The 15,378-nt window shown below is 57.7% G+C and carries 16 protein-coding genes and 1 pseudogene; 6 read left to right on the forward strand and 11 right to left on the reverse strand.

Translation table 11 applies throughout. From position 1 onward, the window contains the following. Positions 1-36: 36 nt before the first annotated feature. The 3 genes from A6764_RS18315 to A6764_RS18325 are packed head-to-tail and all read right to left on the reverse strand — an operon-like array spanning position 37 to position 3,293. Complete coding sequence (locus A6764_RS18315) at positions 37-1,341, reverse strand: ABC transporter substrate-binding protein (RefSeq protein ID WP_065067939.1); 1,305 nt, start codon at positions 1,339-1,341, stop codon at positions 37-39. A gap of 42 nt (positions 1,342-1,383) precedes the next feature. Beyond that, on the reverse strand, positions 1,384-2,427 hold the full coding sequence (locus A6764_RS18320; protein WP_065067938.1) for a serine hydrolase domain-containing protein: 1,044 nt from the start codon (positions 2,425-2,427) through the stop codon (positions 1,384-1,386). 14 nt (positions 2,428-2,441) lie between these two features. Then, a complete protein-coding gene (locus A6764_RS18325) occupies positions 2,442-3,293 on the reverse strand; it encodes a MurR/RpiR family transcriptional regulator (protein WP_065067937.1) in 852 nt (283 codons plus the stop codon). Between the two features lie 235 nt (positions 3,294-3,528). Between A6764_RS18325 and A6764_RS18330 the strand changes: the two genes are divergently transcribed. From A6764_RS18330 to A6764_RS18345, 5 genes are all read left to right on the forward strand, one after another. Then, positions 3,529-3,909, forward strand: a complete 381-nt coding sequence (locus tag A6764_RS18330) for a DUF5412 family protein (RefSeq protein WP_065067941.1) — start codon at positions 3,529-3,531, stop codon at positions 3,907-3,909. Positions 3,910-4,305: 396 nt separating this feature from the next. Then, the gene (locus A6764_RS18335) at positions 4,306-4,596 is read left to right on the forward strand and encodes a transposase (protein WP_264622319.1); all 291 of its coding nucleotides are present in this window, start codon (positions 4,306-4,308) and stop codon (positions 4,594-4,596) included. Between the two features lie 50 nt (positions 4,597-4,646). Further along, entirely contained in the window at positions 4,647-5,042 is a 396-nt protein-coding gene (locus A6764_RS22465; protein ID WP_413541959.1) for an IS3 family transposase, read from the forward strand. After that, positions 4,957-5,451, forward strand: a complete 495-nt coding sequence (locus tag A6764_RS18340; protein ID WP_264622320.1) for an IS3 family transposase — start codon at positions 4,957-4,959, stop codon at positions 5,449-5,451. Before A6764_RS22465 ends, A6764_RS18340 begins: the two co-directional genes overlap by 86 nt. Before the next feature lie 910 nt (positions 5,452-6,361). Then, entirely contained in the window at positions 6,362-7,654 is a 1,293-nt protein-coding gene (locus tag A6764_RS18345) for an amidohydrolase (protein WP_065067936.1), read from the forward strand. 127 nt (positions 7,655-7,781) lie between these two features. Here A6764_RS18345 and A6764_RS18350 read toward each other — a convergent pair whose 3' ends face one another. The 4 genes and pseudogenes from A6764_RS18350 to A6764_RS18365 form a co-directional block, all read right to left on the reverse strand. After that, positions 7,782-7,982 carry a type II toxin-antitoxin system antitoxin gene (locus A6764_RS18350; RefSeq protein WP_065067935.1) on the reverse strand — a complete coding sequence of 67 codons (201 nt, stop codon included), beginning with the start codon at positions 7,980-7,982 and terminating at the stop codon, positions 7,782-7,784. A 22-nt stretch (positions 7,983-8,004) separates the two neighbouring features. Next, positions 8,005-8,847 carry an SPFH domain-containing protein gene (locus tag A6764_RS18355; RefSeq protein WP_029097785.1) on the reverse strand — a complete coding sequence of 281 codons (843 nt, stop codon included), beginning with the start codon at positions 8,845-8,847 and terminating at the stop codon, positions 8,005-8,007. A gap of 200 nt (positions 8,848-9,047) precedes the next feature. After that, complete coding sequence (locus A6764_RS18360) at positions 9,048-9,740, reverse strand: metal-dependent hydrolase (RefSeq protein ID WP_065067934.1); 693 nt, start codon at positions 9,738-9,740, stop codon at positions 9,048-9,050. A gap of 86 nt (positions 9,741-9,826) precedes the next feature. Continuing rightward, positions 9,827-10,123: pseudogene (locus A6764_RS18365) on the reverse strand (MFS transporter); the annotation flags it as partial. Between the two features lie 147 nt (positions 10,124-10,270). Between A6764_RS18365 and A6764_RS18370 the strand changes: the two are divergent. Beyond that, entirely contained in the window at positions 10,271-10,849 is a 579-nt protein-coding gene (locus tag A6764_RS18370) for a substrate-binding domain-containing protein (protein ID WP_065067933.1), read from the forward strand. A 174-nt stretch (positions 10,850-11,023) separates the two neighbouring features. Here A6764_RS18370 and A6764_RS18375 read toward each other — a convergent pair whose 3' ends face one another. From A6764_RS18375 to A6764_RS18390, 4 genes are all read right to left on the reverse strand, one after another. Next, complete coding sequence (locus A6764_RS18375; protein ID WP_065067932.1) at positions 11,024-12,499, reverse strand: sodium:solute symporter family protein; 1,476 nt, start codon at positions 12,497-12,499, stop codon at positions 11,024-11,026. Beyond that, complete coding sequence (locus A6764_RS18380; RefSeq protein WP_035300684.1) at positions 12,496-12,696, reverse strand: DUF3311 domain-containing protein; 201 nt, start codon at positions 12,694-12,696, stop codon at positions 12,496-12,498. The genes A6764_RS18375 and A6764_RS18380 overlap by 4 nt, the downstream gene beginning before the upstream one ends. A gap of 130 nt (positions 12,697-12,826) precedes the next feature. Continuing rightward, a complete protein-coding gene (locus A6764_RS18385; RefSeq protein ID WP_065067931.1) occupies positions 12,827-14,005 on the reverse strand; it encodes a M20 family metallopeptidase in 1,179 nt (392 codons plus the stop codon). Positions 14,006-14,094: 89 nt separating this feature from the next. After that, a complete protein-coding gene (locus tag A6764_RS18390) occupies positions 14,095-15,324 on the reverse strand; it encodes a Zn-dependent hydrolase (RefSeq protein WP_044898321.1) in 1,230 nt (409 codons plus the stop codon). Positions 15,325-15,378: the final 54 nt, after the last annotated feature.

Below are 15,378 nucleotides of genomic sequence, written 5' to 3' on the forward strand. Positions count from 1 at the left end.
GCACACTCTCACCCCGCCGCCATTTGCCGGAATTGTTTATTTCTTGAAAGCAGGGAACCATTTTTCCGCCGACTTCTGCACCTCTTGCGCCACCTGTTCCGGCGTCAATTTGCCGAGGTACATGCCCTGCAGGGCGTTCTCCAGGGTCTTCTTCGTCGACGGATTGCCTTCCGCAAAATGGACCACCATCAGATACGGCGTGGCGATGCTCTGCGACATCTCCGCCATCTTGTTGACCAGCGGGTCGTCGGTGCTCACCCCGGGCACGGCGCTGATCCGTTTGAACTCGCCCGCAAACAGCTCGCCGAATGTTTTCGTCGTCATGAACGCCAGAAACTTCAGCGCCTCCTGCTTGTGCTTGGACTTGGCGTTGACCGCGTACGAGCCGTCCACCCAGGTGGTCAGGACGGTGCTGCCGTCATCCGTCGGCATCGGGAAGAAATCGATCGGCAGGTCCGGGTTCATCTTTTTCAGCCCTTCCAGCTCAAAGCTGCCGTTGATGAACATGGCCGCCTTTTCCGTGAAAAACATCGTGCGGATGTCGTTCAGCTCCAGGCCGACGAAATTTTCCGGGAAATAAGGGGCCAGCTCCTGCATCCGCTGAAGCGATTTGACGAACTCAGGGCTGGTGAAGGTACTCTCCCCTTTCAGCAGCTTGTCGACAAACGCGTTGCCGTTGTAGGTTCCCGGCGCGATCACGCCGTGGCTGAGCGAGAGCAGCCAGCCTTCCTTGGCGCCAAACGCGAACGGTACCACGCCTTTTTCCTTCAGCGTTTTGGCTGTGGCGATCAGTTCGTCCCAGCTCTTCGGCTCCTTCAGGCCGTACTGGTCGAAGATCTTTTTGTTGTAGTAAATCTGCGTCGAGTTGAGCGAGAGCGGGACGCCGTACACCTTGCCGTCCTTGCCGGTGGCAGCCGCCAGGACGTCCTGGGGAAACTCGCGAATGCCGGGCAGATTGTCAAGCGGCTCCAAATGACCCGCCTCCGCCAGCGAAACGCCGGGCGCGTAGGGCCGTAGCTGCAGGATGTCGGGGCCGCTGTCGCTCTGCAGGGCCGTGTTCAGGATCGTGTCGTACTCCGTGGCCTTGAGCGGCTTGAAGTCAATCTTGATGCCGGGGTTCTCCGCTTCAAACGCCTGGATGATCTTCTTGTACCCCTCCGTGTCCTCGACGCGCCAACTGTTCATGGTGAGCGTCACCTGCCCGGAGCCGCCCTGTCCCCCCTGGCTGCCCCCCTGCTCGCCTGACGGCTTGGCCGTCTCTCCTCCGCCGCTGCATCCGGCCAGGGCCATCGCGGCGGCCAGCACGACCGAAGCGGCTGTGTGCAAACAGTACCTCTTCATGGTCCAACTTCCCCCTTTTCGTACACCTGTTTGGACTGCAATTTATGTCAGGTCCGGCAATAGCCGGGCCGTGACGGCGTCGTGCAGGACCGGCCGCAAGCGCCTGAGCGCGTGATCGCGACCGAGATGGACGGCATTGGTGAGGAAAATGACGGCCCAGCCTCGCTCCGGATCAATCCACATGCTGGTCCCGGTAAAGCCGGTGTGGCCGAAGCTGTTCCGGCTGAATCCGCCGCCGCAGCTCAGCCCCTCGCCGGCGCTGTTCATCTCCCAGCCCAAGCCTCTCGCCCCTCCCCTTCCCTCCGTGCGGCAGCGTACGGCCCGCTCTCTCCATTCGGGGGCGATCGGCGACGGTTCGCCGCCCAGCCACATCGCGGCGTAGCGGCACAAGTCGTCGGCGGTGGCGAACAAGCCGGCATGGCCGGCGACCCCTCCCATCGCGTACGCTTTTTCGTCGTGCACCTCACCGGTGAGGAAGCGGTTGGTCAAACGGCAAAATTCAGTAGACGCAATATTCCGAAAAATAAGTCGATCCGGACGGAAGCAGGTGTGCCGCATGCCCAGCGGGTCAAACACGCGCCGCTTGACATAGCGGTCCAGCGGCTCGCCGGTCAGCTTCTCCACGAGCAGCCCCAGCCAGATCATTCCCAGGTCGCTGTACACCACGCGCTCGCCGGGCGGATGCAGGAGCGGCCGCCCGTACAAAAGCTCCGGCAGCCGGATGCGCCCGTCCCTGCGCCGTTCCGCCGCGTCGGCGGCCAATCCCGACGTATGCGTGAGCAACTGCTCGATGGTGATGCTCCGCTTGTCGGCCGGACAGTCGGGAAAGAAGCGGCCTACGGAATCGTCCAGGGCAAGCCGCCCCTCCTGCATCAGCAGCAGGACGGCGGGCAGGGTGGCGGTCACTTTTGTCAGCGAAGCGAGGTCGAACAGCGTATCCGGCGTCACCGGCTGTCCGTCCGGCAGGCTGGTCCGGCCCGCGTCACAGGCGAAGAGGAGGCCGTCCCTGTTTACGACCCGCAAGGCCGCCCCCGGAATCAACCCCTGCTCCACCCAATCCGCAAGCAGACGCTTGACGCTCTCCATCTCCGCTTCCCCCTCTACGACCGCTTGGTCCGGCTCACGGCCAGGCGCGTTTTTTCCAGCAGCGGGATCACTTCCTGCTGCCTTCTGGAGACCATGGCGATAAACAAAATGTCGATGACGTTCAACTGGGCGATCCGGGACGCCATCGCGCCGCTGCGGATGCTTTTTTCGACCGAACTGGTAAACAGCCGGATGTCGGCCAGATCGGCAACGGGAGACGGCCCGAACTTGGTCAGGGTGATGATGGCGGCCCCCTGCTGTTTCGCCTCCGTCAGCGACTGGATGATGTCTTCCGTCTGCCCCGAGTAGGAGATGCCAATCGCCACGTCCTGCTCCGTCAGGTTAACGGCCGACGTGAGCTGGGCGTGAAAGTCGGAATACGCTTCACACCAGAGGTTGATGCGGGAAAACTTTTGCTTGATGTCCTCCGCGATCACGGCGGAGGCGCCTACGCCGTACACGTCGATCTTGCGGGCCCGGGACAGCGCCTCGGCCGCCCGTGCCACCTCTTCGCTGGAGAGAACGGAGAGCGTGTCCTTGATTGATTGGATGTTGTTCCAACTGATCGCCTGCATGATCGAGTCCACACTGCCCTCCATCATGATCTCCTGGTAGCTGCCCGACACCGACTGCTTGTTCAGATCCCCGGCGATCCTCAGCTTCAACTCCTGGTACCCCTTCATGTTCAGCGTCCGCGCCAGGCGGATAATCGTCGCTTCCGAGACGCCGCTCAACTCCGCCAACTTCTGGACCGACAGCTTGACCACTTCCTGCGGATGGGCCAGAATGAAATCGGCCACCTTGCGCTCGGACGGCTTCAACTCTTCCAATATCGCTTGCAGACTGACAAGACCTCCGCTCAGCATCCCGACACCACTTTCTACCAAATCTTCCCTTTATTTTATGAAATTTTATTTCTAACGTCAATCACCAGTTATTAAACAATATTACAGCGGCAGCAAAAAAATGTCTGGCGTCTTTTCTGGTCCCAAACACCACCGTTTAGGCAGGATTACACATCTTTGATCAAGCTGGGTCTTTCTTGGTATATTTTGGTATAATGAAACTGTGTTTGGAGAGGAGGAAAAGCCTTTGCATGGCATGGATGATGATGCTGCACATGAGATCAAAAAAGTGAAAAGAAAGGTAGGAATCTTCTTATCGGTTATCGGTTTGTTTATACTAAACCTGATCGGATACGGCATCCATTGGGCTTTCTTTGACATGGAACACCTGCCGAAAGGAACTGTGCTTGCGGAACAGGTATCCCCTGACGGCACGTATACCATACGTGGATACTTGTCCGATATGGGGGCGACGACGTCTGATTCCGTTGTAGGGGAATTGATTTTCAACAAGGAGCATAATAAAACAAAACATATTTATTTTCAATATAAGCAGCATACTGCGGAGATCCATTGGGTTGATCATGATACGGTTGTGATTAACGATGTGGAACTCGATGTACCGGATGAGTTATGATTGGTCTAAAAGCCCTGCGTGGGAACTCACAGATGGACTTAGCATCGGTTACCCAGTGACAACTAAATGGTATCTACCAATGAATAACGGAAAAGTACAGCAACACGAAACCCAATATTGTTATAGACCAGATAATAATCCTACTGCGCCTTGGTCTTGCTCGAAATCTACCACCCCTGTAAAATGGGATCCAGGTGTAGGTGTAGGTAATGAAATTGACCTAGTAGCAATGCCGAGTAACAACGCTCATAAAGGCTACATCGCTCAATATGTTTATGTAGTTAGTTCTGAAAGTGGTACCACAAACGTAAAATTCCAATACGGTTGGACTTTCATCAATCCTCTTTACACGGAGTTAAGACTAAGGATAACTTTGTGTAAAGGGGTTGTTTTTCTATGGTGCGTAAAAAGTATGACAAAGCCTTCAAGATAGTTGCCGTGATGCAGATCATGGATGAAGGAAAGAAGGTCTCCCATGTTGCGAAGGCTTTAGGCATTCTTCCTACGATGCTGAGCCGATGGGTGTATGAATATCAAACACACGGTGATGAAGCATTTACAGGTAACGGGAAGCCAATCGCCAACAAGGATCTCGAAATCAGACGGCTACAAAAGCGCTTGGAAGAACTCGAAAGGGAGAATGAGATTTTAAAAAAGTTTCAGGCATTCTTGAAGGAGCCCGAGTAGCCAAGTATCGGTTTATTCAAAGCCACGTAAAAATCTATCCCGTCCGGCTCATGTGTAAAGTGCTTGGAATCAGCCCCCAAGGGTATTATGACTGGAAGAAACGCAGAAAAAGTCAACGAACCATCGACCAGGAAATTCTCGAGGAAGCCATTTTGCAAGTGTACAAAGAATTCAAGGGTCGATATGGCAGTCCCCGGATCGCTTTAGCGTTGTGCAAACGCGGCTTGTTTACCAGCAAGAACCGTGTCGCTCGCCTTATGCAGCGGATGGGACTGGCTGCCGTTTCTTATCGAAAACGAAGTCGGATCGGACGAAAACCAAAAGGATCGGGAATCATGGACAATTTAGTGAAACGTGCGTTTGAAGCCCAAACGAAAAACACGCTCTGGGTTGGAGATATCACTTACCTTCCCCTTCGGATTTCTCTATCTGGCCACTTATCTTGATGTATTTCCAAGGAAAGTTGTCGGTTGGGCAATGAACACCCGAATGACCGAACAGTTGGTGATAGACGCCTTTTTGCAAGCCGTTGGAAGGGAACGCCCGTCAGCAGGACTGATTGTACATACGGATCGAGGTTCGCAATATACAAGCCGACGTTACCAAAGCACCTTGGCAGCACATGGAGCCATCCTCAGCATGTCCCGCTTGGGAGATCCATATGACAATGCCGTGATGGAGAGCTTTTACAAAACGTTAAAACGCGAACTGATGCCGGAAACAAGAAAGTTCACCAATGAAAAGGAAGCACGAAATGCAGTCTTTGAGTACATCGAAATGTTTTATAATACGAAAAGAATGCATTCCGCATTGGGTTATATGAGCCCAGTGGAATATGAAAAACAACATTCATAACAGATTGGTCTTAACTTCGTGTCAAGTAAATTAGGGAAAGTCCATCTGGTTCTGTATCTTTTGGAATTTATCCAGCAGGTTTATCTATAGAACCAAATTCAGTAAGTGACCTTATTGATTATGGCATAACTTTTAGTTACTAATTAAGGTAAGCCAAAATCCCTTGATGGGGGATTTTGGCTTGTGTTATATTTTTCAAAACACTAAGGGAGGTATTAATGTGGAATTTTATTACTTAGGAATACTGATTATCCTATTCATTCTTGCTATATACAATTTTTTAGAAGCAATTAAATGGATTGTAGAGAAAAATGAGAAGGAATTTAATAAACGAAGAATAGTTTCCATCGTGAGTCTCGTTATTTTTATGATTATCTATATTCTTTCATTCAAATTAAAATAAACCTAATATTGAAACTATCACTAAAACTCGTTACAAAAATCATGGTTGTCGAGAAATTCTCGACAACCTGTTACAATTGAAATCCGTCAAATGAGCTAATAGTGTAAAAAATATGTTCAGGATAAACGTATATATGGCCCGTGATTCCGTGAATCTACCGTTCCTCAAGTCCCCTATGCGTTGCATCATTTCCAATCCTGCCTCCAGTGTGAGCATATCCGCTGCAAGCAAACGCTTCACCACATATGCTTTTATACCATCCCCAGCACTGAATGCCTATCTCGCGTATTCGCATCGAACATGTTTGCAAAACCTTGGGAAATCATTCCGTGTATCCGTATTTTGAGCAGGGTGCATCAGACATAGACAACCCTCCATGAAAATTTTCGGAACAGTAACGAAAGGGATATCAGACGAGGGGGTTTCCCGCCTCTTGACCTTTCCGCAGCGGCAGCCTTTACGCTGGAAGCGACACCATCATCACCATCATAGCGGAGGAGAATCCAGATGAACACGACATTGCTCAAAGGGTGCACAATCCTGACGATGCGGGAGGGCGATCAGCCGTTTGCGGGGGACATTCTGATCGAGGGCGAGCGGATCGCCGGCGTCGCCCCCGTCATTGAGCGGGAGGCGGACGAGGTGATCGACGCCAGGGGGATGGCGGCGATGCCCGGCCTGATCAACGCCCACAACCACGCCGCCATGTCCCTGCTGCGCGGCTTTTCCGACGACCTGAAGCTGATGGACTGGCTGGAGAAAAAGATGCTCCCCGCCGAAGCGCGGATGACCGAAGAGGACATCTACTGGGGCACGCTGCTCGCCGCAGCGGAAATGATCCGCTCCGGCACGACCGCGTTTGCCGACATGTACGTCTGCATGGACGCGGTGGGACAGGCGGTGCTGGACAGCGGGATGCGGGCCTCGCTCACCCGGGGGCTGGTCTTTCTCCAGGATGACGGCGGCAGGCGAATGCAGGAAGGGATCGACCTGGTGGAAAAGTGGTCAGGCGCGGGCGGCGGGCGCATCACCACGATGTTTGGCCCGCACGCCCCCTATACCTGCCCGCCCGAGCCGCTGCGGGAGGTGATCGCGCTGGCCCGGGAGCGGCGCGTTCCCATCCACATCCACCTGGCCGAAACCGTCGAGGAGACGGTCAAAATCCGCGACAAGTACGGACAGACCCCGACCGAATACCTGTACCAGCTCGGCCTGTTCGAACACCATCACGTCCTCTTGGCCCACGCCGTTCACCTGACGCGCCGGGACATCGGCTTCCTGCGCGGGATGCGCGGCGGTGTCGCCCACAATCCCGTCAGCAACCTGAAGCTGGGCTGCGGCATCGCGCCGGTGGCGGAGATGCTCGCGCAGGGCGTCACCGTCGGCCTGGGCACGGACGGCGCCGGCAGCGCCACCACGCTGGACATGTTTGCGGAAATCAAGGCGGCCACCTGGCTGCAGAAGCTGGATCACGGCGACCCGACCCGACTGCCGGCGGAGCAGGCGCTGCGCATGGCGACGATCGAAAGCTCCAAACTGCTGGGCATCGACCACGAGGTGGGGACGCTGGAAGCGGGCAAAAAGGCGGACCTCATTCTGATCGACCTCGACAAGCCCCACCTGCAGCCCGTCCACAACATCGCCTCGCTGATCGCCTACAGCGCCGAGGGAGGGGACGTCGACACCGTGTTCGTCAACGGCCGCATGCTGATGCGCCGGCGTGAACTGCTGACCCTCTCCTGGGAAGACGTAAAGAGAGAGGCGGCAAAGCGGGCGGCGAGACTGGTTCAGGGGTTGTGACGGAACACGCGGTCGCGGAAAAAAACAAGCCGTGCTCCCCATGGGAAACACGGCTTGTTCTTTCTTCCGCTCCTTTTGGCCCCGGAGCGGTGCCGGCGAACCCGCTGCGATTGTGTGCGCAGGGGCATCAGTCATGTTCCTGTTCGTTCTCATCCGGATTTTTCTTTTCCTTGCCGCCAGCCGGCAGGCGGCCGGCTCGTCTGGCGGATTCCCGAAGCAGGAATTCAATGTGGGCATTGACGCTTCGGAATTCATCGGCCGCCCACCGTTCCAGCACCTCGTACAAATTCATGTCAATTCGCAAGGGAAACTGCTTCTTTTTGGCCATATCCCTGTACCAGCATCTGCTCTTAATAGATCGAGCCCGTATTGATAACCGGATGAGCTTCCCGTTCGGATACAATGGCCACCATCAGGTTGTTGACCATGGCCGCCTTTCGCTCGTCGTCCAGCTCGATCACGCCGTCTTCTTTCAGCTTGTTGACGGCCATCTGAACCATGCCGACAGCTCCTTCCACGATCTTCTTCCGGGCGGCAATGATCGCGGCCGCCTGCTGGCGCTGCAGCATCGCTCCCGCAATCTCCGTCGCATAGGCCAGATGTGTCAGGCGCGCCTCCAACACCTCGACGCCGGCAACAAGCAGCCGCTGCTGCAGTTCACGGGCCAGCTCCGAAGCGACTTCATCCGCATTGCCGCGCAGCGAGCTGGCATTCATGTCTTCGAATGTATCGTAGGGATATTTGCTGGCAATGTGTCTGAGTGCCGTTTCGCTTTGAATTTCCACAAACTTCTCGTAATTGTCTACGTCAAACAAGGCTTTGGCGGAATCGACCACGCGAAACACGACGACAGCCGCGATCTCAATCGGATTTCCTTCCACATCGTTGACCTTCAGCTTTGCGCTGTTGAAATTGCGAACGCGCAGCGACACCTTTTTTCGGATCGTAAACGGCGTTCCCCACCAGAAGCCGCTCCTGCGTACGCTGCCCAGGTATTGGCCGAAGAAGATCAGCACCTTTGCTTCATTGGGATGAACGATGAAGAACCCCGTGATTCCCGCAGCGAAAAGCAGCAGAAAGAGGATGCCGATCAAACTGCCCTCGCTGAGGAAATACAGTCCCAATCCAAAAAGCACCGCAACCAGCAGCAAACCGAAAAATCCATTCAGCGCCCACGTCTGTTTTTCCGTCATTTCCGCACGTCCCTTCCTTCTTTATAATCATTTTAAAGTGATATCATCATTATATCATTCAGATAGGTACGGAGTAAAGGAACGTCTCCCCGGCAAACAAAAAGCCGCCCTCCCGGTTTGAAAGGGAGGAACGGCTGTGTCTGCCTGTTTGACTGCCCATACAGTTCGCACTGCACGCTTCTTGTTTTTTCGCAAACCTTTTACAGACGAATGACTTCTCCCGGCTTCAGCGCTTGTCCATCGATCCGTTTCTCCTTCAGACGGGCAGCGAACGCCTCTCCGTCCTGTTGGATCGGCGGGAACGTGTTGTAGTGAATCGGCACGACAAACTTGGCCTTGAGCCACTCGGCGGCCGTTTCCGCGTCTTCCGGTCCCATCGTGAAGACATCCCCGATCGGCAGGAAGGCAACATCGATGTCGTGGCGCTCCCCGAGCAGCTTCATGTCGCCGAACAGGCCGGTATCTCCGGCGTGATACACGGTCTTGCCGCCCATGTTCACGATGAACCCGCCGGGCATGCCCAGGTAGACGATCCGCTTCTCCTCGTCGTACACCATGCCGGAGCTGTGGAACGCCTGCGTCATTTTCACACGGCCAAACGGAAACGCTGCCGACCCGCCCAGGTTGAGCGCTGTCGTCTTCGCTCCCTGCCAGGCCAGGTAGTTGGCCAGTTCAAACGTGGCGATAATGGTCGCATCGTTCTGCTTGGCCAGTTCCACGGCGTCGAGAATGTGATCCTGGTGGCCGTGCGTCAGCAGGATGTACTGCACGCGGATGTCGGACAGCTTGGTCGCCGCCAGCGGGTTGCCGGAGATGAACGGGTCCACGATGATCGAATGCTCCCCGCTCGTCAACTGTACGCAGGAATGGCCGTGATACCGGACTTCCAACATGTGATCTCCCTTCCTTCCCTCTACAATGATCGTGCTTTCCCTCTGATCATAGAAGGGAATGAAATTCATGTCAAATCGCTTTCCCGTCATCCGGAGGCTTTGATTTCGGCGCACACGTTTTCTTTCACATCCCGATCCGGCTCGGGCAGTATCAGATTGACAGCGGATGCCGCGACCAGCAAAACGATGGAGGCGACAAACGACAAGGCATATCCGCCCGTGTGATGATGCAAGAGGCCCGGTACATACGCCCCCAGAGCCGATCCGACCTGATGGCTGAAGAACAGCCAGCCGAGGATCTGACCGACAGAGTGTCCGCGGAAGTACTGCGTGATTAGCATCTGGGTGGGAGCAACCGTCGCAAAATCCACCAGGCCGAACAGTGCAGGAATTTGTCGCACGGTTGGCAACAGGAGTTTTCCCGCCCACACAGAAAGGCTTTTACAGAATAAGGAATCGCTTCAGCCAGAGCCGGCATGGCGAACTGGCTGGTGGGCCACCGCCACATGGACAAGACGGGAGGGATCGGTATGGGAAACGTGATTGAACTGGTCGCCAGGGAAAAAACCTACTCCGGCCGGGAAGTGGCCGCGACGCTCGGGATTGGCGCCAGTACACTGCGCAAGTGGAGCATGCTGTTGGAACAGCACGGATACTGGTTTTTGCGGGACAGCCAAAACCGCCGGGAATACTGGCAGGCGGATGTGGCGGCCCTGCGTTCGTTTTACCAAATGACCAAAGAGCAGTTGGTTCCGCTGGAGGAAGCGGCCCGCAAGGTGGTGACGAGAACCGCTCCCGCTCCCGCGTCGGTCCCGGCACGAACAGAAGCGGCCGCTCCGCTCGTCCCCCGCTCTCCCGCCCCGTTCGAACGGCTGGAGGAGCAGATTCACATGCTGGCCCGGCACGTGCAGCGGCAGGAGGACGCGCAGATGGCCCTGCTGGAACGGCTGGAGAAGCAGGAGGCCTACATCCGCAGCAGCCTGAAGGAGCGGGACCGCCGCCTGACCAAGGCAATGCGCGACATCCTGGAAACGAAGGCGCAAATCGCCCGGATGCAGGACGAGAAGCGCAAAACCACCATCTGTCACAAATTGTTTCGCATCACCTGACGGGCCGTTTGCCGTGCGTGCCCGGTGCGGTTGTCGGTCTGCCGGGATGCGGTTGGAACGGCCTGGTTCCGCTGCGCCTCGCCGGCTTTTTTTCCTGCAGAAAAAACGGGCTGTTGACCATCTCTTCAACAGCCCCATTGTATCTTCCTTCTCTTTCCAATCTGTTTGATGTTGTCACGCGGCGTGCGCGTTTTTGTCGCGGACCGCGGTCCTGTTCCGCATCACCAGGCTGACGGCCATCATCACCACGACGTTGACGATCAGCGCGACGATGCCGACGTTCAGATCCTGAATCGCCTGCGGCAAAAAGGGGAACAGGCTGCCGACCGTGGTCTTGCTCAGCGTGATGTAGGCCACCGTGGCCACCCCGGCGACAATGCCGGCCGCTGCTCCGTGCTTGGTCACCACATTGCGCTTCATCAGACTGAACAAGAGAGCCGGAAACAACTGCGTCACCAGGCTGTACCCCATCAAGAGCAGCGCGACAATCGCACTGCCGCCCGCAAACGTAAAGTAAAGGGAGATGAGCGCCACCACCGGCACCAGGTATTTGGCCAGTTTGGAAATCTGCGCGTCGCTCGCCTGCGGGGCGAACACCTTGTACACGTTTTTCGCCAGCAGCGTGGCGGCGGCCATCAGGATCATCGACCCCGGCACGATGGCGGTCAGCAGGCCCGCCGCCCCGATCACGCCGACAAACCACGGGTCAAACGTCTGGATGGACAGGCGCAGGAGCGACAGGTCGCCGTCCGCTCCCTTCAGGCCGGGCACCTGCAGAATGGCGGCGAAGCCCACAAAGAACACAAACAGCAGCACCAGCGAGTACAGCGGCATGATCATGGCGTTTTTTCGGAACACCCGCTCGTTTTCCGCCGAGTAGGCGGAGCCGAACGTGTGCGGCCACATGTAGAAGCCCAGCACTGTCAAGAGCACCGTGGAGATGAACCAGGAGGGGCTCATGCCGCTCTCCGGCAGAGCGAGAAATCCGGGCTTCGCCGCTTCCACCGCTTCAAACATCGGCTGGATGCCGCCATAGTAGTGGTACGGCAGGTAGAGGCCGAGAAAGACGACGACAAACAGAATCATGATGTCCTTGAGCATCGCCGTCCAGGCGGAGCCGTGAATGCCCGAGACCATGACGTAGACGGTGACGGCGATGGTCCCGATCCAGATGGCCGCCTGGCGGGAGATGCTGCCGTACGACGCTTCCGACACGATGATCCCCAGGCCCTGGAGCTGCAGCACCAGATAGGGAATCAGCGCCGCCACGCCGACGAGTGAAACCAGGATGCCCAGATACGGGCTGTTGTACTTGCTGACGAAAAAGTCAGACTGGGAGACCAGCTTGTGCTCCTTGGCATAGCGCCAGATGGCGGGGAGCAGCCAGTACGAAAGAACGTAGGCCAGCGCGCCGTACGCGATGATGTAGAACGTCGGGCCGCCCTTGCTGTAGGCCCATCCGCTGCCGCCGAGGAACGTAAACGTGGTGTAGATTTCCCCCGCCATCAGGAGAAAGACGAAAATGGTGCCGAAGCCGCGTCCCCCCACCGTCCACTGCTCGAGATTCATGTCCTTGCCTTTGCGCGCCCGGATGCCGAGGTAGAGGGAGAGCGCCAGAAATCCGAAAATGATCAGCAACGCGGCGTTCATTTTGCATCCTCCTCCTTGTTCGCCGGGTCCAGTTTGTACACGACTGCCATGATCACCGATGTGAGGACGACCCACATGACGATCCAAAAGAGGAGAAACGGCAGGCCGAACACGTATGGGGTGACGCTGTTAACCAGCGGGATGCAGGCGAGGATGCCGATGAACGGCAGCAGCGCCAAGAGATGAATCGCCTTCATGGGAACCCTCCCTTCTTTTTCTGTACGAACCTGTTCGATCCGGTCTGTGTCCGACCGCGATTGGTTTGTTCCCGTCAAGAGATGCTGCCGCGCCTGCGTGGGGCGGCGGGCAGACATCGCCGGGGGACGGTCACATCACGATTTTGCGGGCGGCGTTGACGAACAACTTCACGCCCACCTGCAGCGCATCTTCGTCCACGGTAAAGCGCGGATGGTGGTGCGGGTAGACGATGCCTTTCTCCTTGTTGCCGGCGCCCACGTAGAAGAAGCAGCCCGGCGCTTTTTGCTGGAAGGCGGAGAAGTCCTCGCCGCCCATGTTCGGCTTGATGTGGTCCACCCATTCGGGCCCCAGCGTCTCCACCACCACTTCCTCCATCAGCCTGGTCACTTCGGCGTCGTTGATGACCGGCCGGTAGCCGAACTCGTACTTGAACTCATACGCGGCGCCGTGCGCTTCCGTAATCCCTTTGACCACCCGCTCCATCAGGGCCGGAACCCTCTCGCGCAGTTGTTGGTCAAAGCTGCGCACCGTGCCGCAGATGCTGACCGATCCCGGAATCACGTTGTGCGTCGTGCCGCCGACAAACTGGGTGACGGAAACGACCAGGTTGTCCAGCGGATCGGTGTTGCGGGAGACGATGTGCTGCAGGTTGGTCACCACCTGGGCGGCGATGGCGATGCTGTCGACGGTCTGGTGCGGCAGGGCGGCGTGGCCGCCTTTGCCCAGGACCGTGATCCAGAACGTGTCCGGAGCAGCCATCATCGGCCCGGAGCAAATGCCGACCTTGCCGTACTCCAGCGGCGACCACAAGTGCGTGCCGATCACCACGTCGACGCCGTCCATCACGCCCGCCTGCACCATCTCTTCCGCTCCGCCGGGGTACAGTTCCTCCGCGTGCTGGAACAGGAAGCGCACCTCGCCTTTGATCCGGTCTTTCATCCCCGAGAGAATCTTGGCCGTCCCGAGCAGCATCGCCGTGTGGCCGTCGTGTCCGCAGGCGTGCATCACGCCTGGATTTTTCGAGGCAAAATCAAACGTGTTCTCCTCGGTAATCGGCAGGGCGTCCATGTCCGCCCGCATCGCCAGGACACGCCCCGGCTGGGAGCCGATCAGCCGGGCCATGACGCTGGTCTTGGTCGGCCGGTGCACCTCCAGGCTGCCGAACGAAAGGAGTGTATCGTAGACGAACTGGGCAGTCTGTTCCTCGTGGAAGGACAGCTCCGGATGCTGGTGCAGATGGCGCCTCCACGCAATCACCTGCTCCTTGATCTGTTCCACCGCTTCGTTCAGCGTCGCTGTCGTCGTCATCTTTCATGCCTCCTTGTGATGTGCGGCCTCCCTGCAAACGGCGGAGCTTGCGCCGGTCCAGGGGTCCCGCATTCTGTATTTTTCAACAATTAAGCCGATTCGGCCAGGGACAGTACGGTTCGGTACAGCACGTTGGCGCCGTCCGCGCAGTCCTCTTTGCTGGTGTATTCCGCCGGATTGTGGCTGATGCCGTCCCGGGAACGGACGAAAATCATCCCGACCGGGCACAGCTCCGTCAACTGCATGCAGTCGTGTCCGGCGCCGCTCGGCAGGGTGATGGTCTCCAGCCCCAGCGCTTCGCAGGCTGCCAGGGCGGCCGCCTGTATTTCCGCCGAACAGACGACGGGCGGAATGCGCTGCAGCAGCTCCACGCCGAGCCGCACGCCCCGTTCGCGGCAGATCGCTTCCGCCTGCCGGACGATCTCCTGCTCCACGCGGTCGCGCACCGCTTTGTCCACGTCGCGCAGGTCGAGCGAAAACTCCACCCGGCCGGGGATGATGTTTACGCCGCCGGGCGACACCGTCACCTGCCCCACGGTGCCAACCGCGGTGCCGGTTTGGCGTACTTCGCGCTCGATCACCAGCATGATCTCGGCCGCCGCTGCCAGCGGATCGCGGCGCAGCGCCATCGGCGTGGCGCCGGCGTGGCCCGCTTCACCTTCCAGCACGAACTTCAGCCAGAGCGGTCCGGCCACCCCGCTGACCACGCCGACGGACAGGCCCCGGCTTTCCAGCACCTTTCCCTGCTCGATGTGCAGCTCCACGTACGCCTTCACGCTCCCTTTGGGGCGGGCGGCCCTGCCGACGGCGTCGGGGTCGAGGCCGCTTGCGCGCATCGCCTCGGCGATGGAGATACCGTCCTTGTCCCGGTGCTCCAGCTCCTCTCGTTTCAGCAGACCGGCGATGGCGCGGCTGCCGATCATCCCGTAGCTGAAACGGGCCCCTTCCTCGTCGGTGAACGCAATCACCTCGATCGGATGTTCCGTCGTAACGCCCTGTTCGTTCATGGTCTGCAGCACTTCCACGCCCGCCAGCACGCCGAGCGGACCGTCGAAGTTGCCGCCGTTGAAGACGGAGTCGAGATGGGAACCGACCAGCACCACCGGCGCCTGCGGGTTGCGTCCTTCTTTCCGCCCGATCAGGTTGCCCGCTTCATCCTCCCGCACGCTGAGGCCCGCTTCCTCCATGAAGCCGCGAACCAGATCCTTGGCGGCCCGCTCTTCCGGCGTGAAGGAAAGCCGGGTGACCCCGCCGGATTCCTGCCTGCCGACGGCGCTGAGCCGCATCAACCGATCCCACAGCCGTTCCGCATGAATCATTCGCTGCTACCTCCTCAATATGGAATCAACGATTAACGGTTGATTTACGGATAT

Origin of the sequence: Brevibacillus sp. WF146 (assembly GCF_001673705.2) — a bacterium.
Classification (GTDB): Bacteria; Bacillota; Bacilli; order Brevibacillales; family Brevibacillaceae; genus Brevibacillus; species Brevibacillus thermoruber.

Bases quoted from the DNA above. Each gene is read 5' to 3' on its own strand.
- A6764_RS18315 (WP_065067939.1), bottom strand. From the start codon at position 1,341: ATGAAGAGGTACTGTTTGCACACAGCCGCTTCGGTCGTGCTGGCCGCC.
- A6764_RS18320 (WP_065067938.1), bottom strand. From the start codon at position 2,427: ATGGAGAGCGTCAAGCGTCTGCTTGCGGATTGGGTGGAGCAGGGGTTG.
- A6764_RS18325 (WP_065067937.1), bottom strand. From the start codon at position 3,293: ATGCTGAGCGGAGGTCTTGTCAGTCTGCAAGCGATATTGGAAGAGTTG.
- A6764_RS18330 (WP_065067941.1), top strand. From the start codon at position 3,529: ATGGATGATGATGCTGCACATGAGATCAAAAAAGTGAAAAGAAAGGTA.
- A6764_RS18335 (WP_264622319.1), top strand. From the start codon at position 4,306: ATGGTGCGTAAAAAGTATGACAAAGCCTTCAAGATAGTTGCCGTGATG.
- A6764_RS22465 (WP_413541959.1), top strand. From the start codon at position 4,647: ATGTGTAAAGTGCTTGGAATCAGCCCCCAAGGGTATTATGACTGGAAG.
- A6764_RS18345 (WP_065067936.1), top strand. From the start codon at position 6,362: ATGAACACGACATTGCTCAAAGGGTGCACAATCCTGACGATGCGGGAG.
- A6764_RS18350 (WP_065067935.1), bottom strand. From the start codon at position 7,982: ATGGCCAAAAAGAAGCAGTTTCCCTTGCGAATTGACATGAATTTGTAC.
- A6764_RS18355 (WP_029097785.1), bottom strand. From the start codon at position 8,847: ATGACGGAAAAACAGACGTGGGCGCTGAATGGATTTTTCGGTTTGCTG.
- A6764_RS18360 (WP_065067934.1), bottom strand. From the start codon at position 9,740: ATGTTGGAAGTCCGGTATCACGGCCATTCCTGCGTACAGTTGACGAGC.
- A6764_RS18370 (WP_065067933.1), top strand. From the start codon at position 10,271: ATGGGAAACGTGATTGAACTGGTCGCCAGGGAAAAAACCTACTCCGGC.
- A6764_RS18375 (WP_065067932.1), bottom strand. From the start codon at position 12,499: ATGAACGCCGCGTTGCTGATCATTTTCGGATTTCTGGCGCTCTCCCTC.
- A6764_RS18380 (WP_035300684.1), bottom strand. From the start codon at position 12,696: ATGAAGGCGATTCATCTCTTGGCGCTGCTGCCGTTCATCGGCATCCTC.
- A6764_RS18385 (WP_065067931.1), bottom strand. From the start codon at position 14,005: ATGACGACGACAGCGACGCTGAACGAAGCGGTGGAACAGATCAAGGAG.
- A6764_RS18390 (WP_044898321.1), bottom strand. From the start codon at position 15,324: ATGATTCATGCGGAACGGCTGTGGGATCGGTTGATGCGGCTCAGCGCC.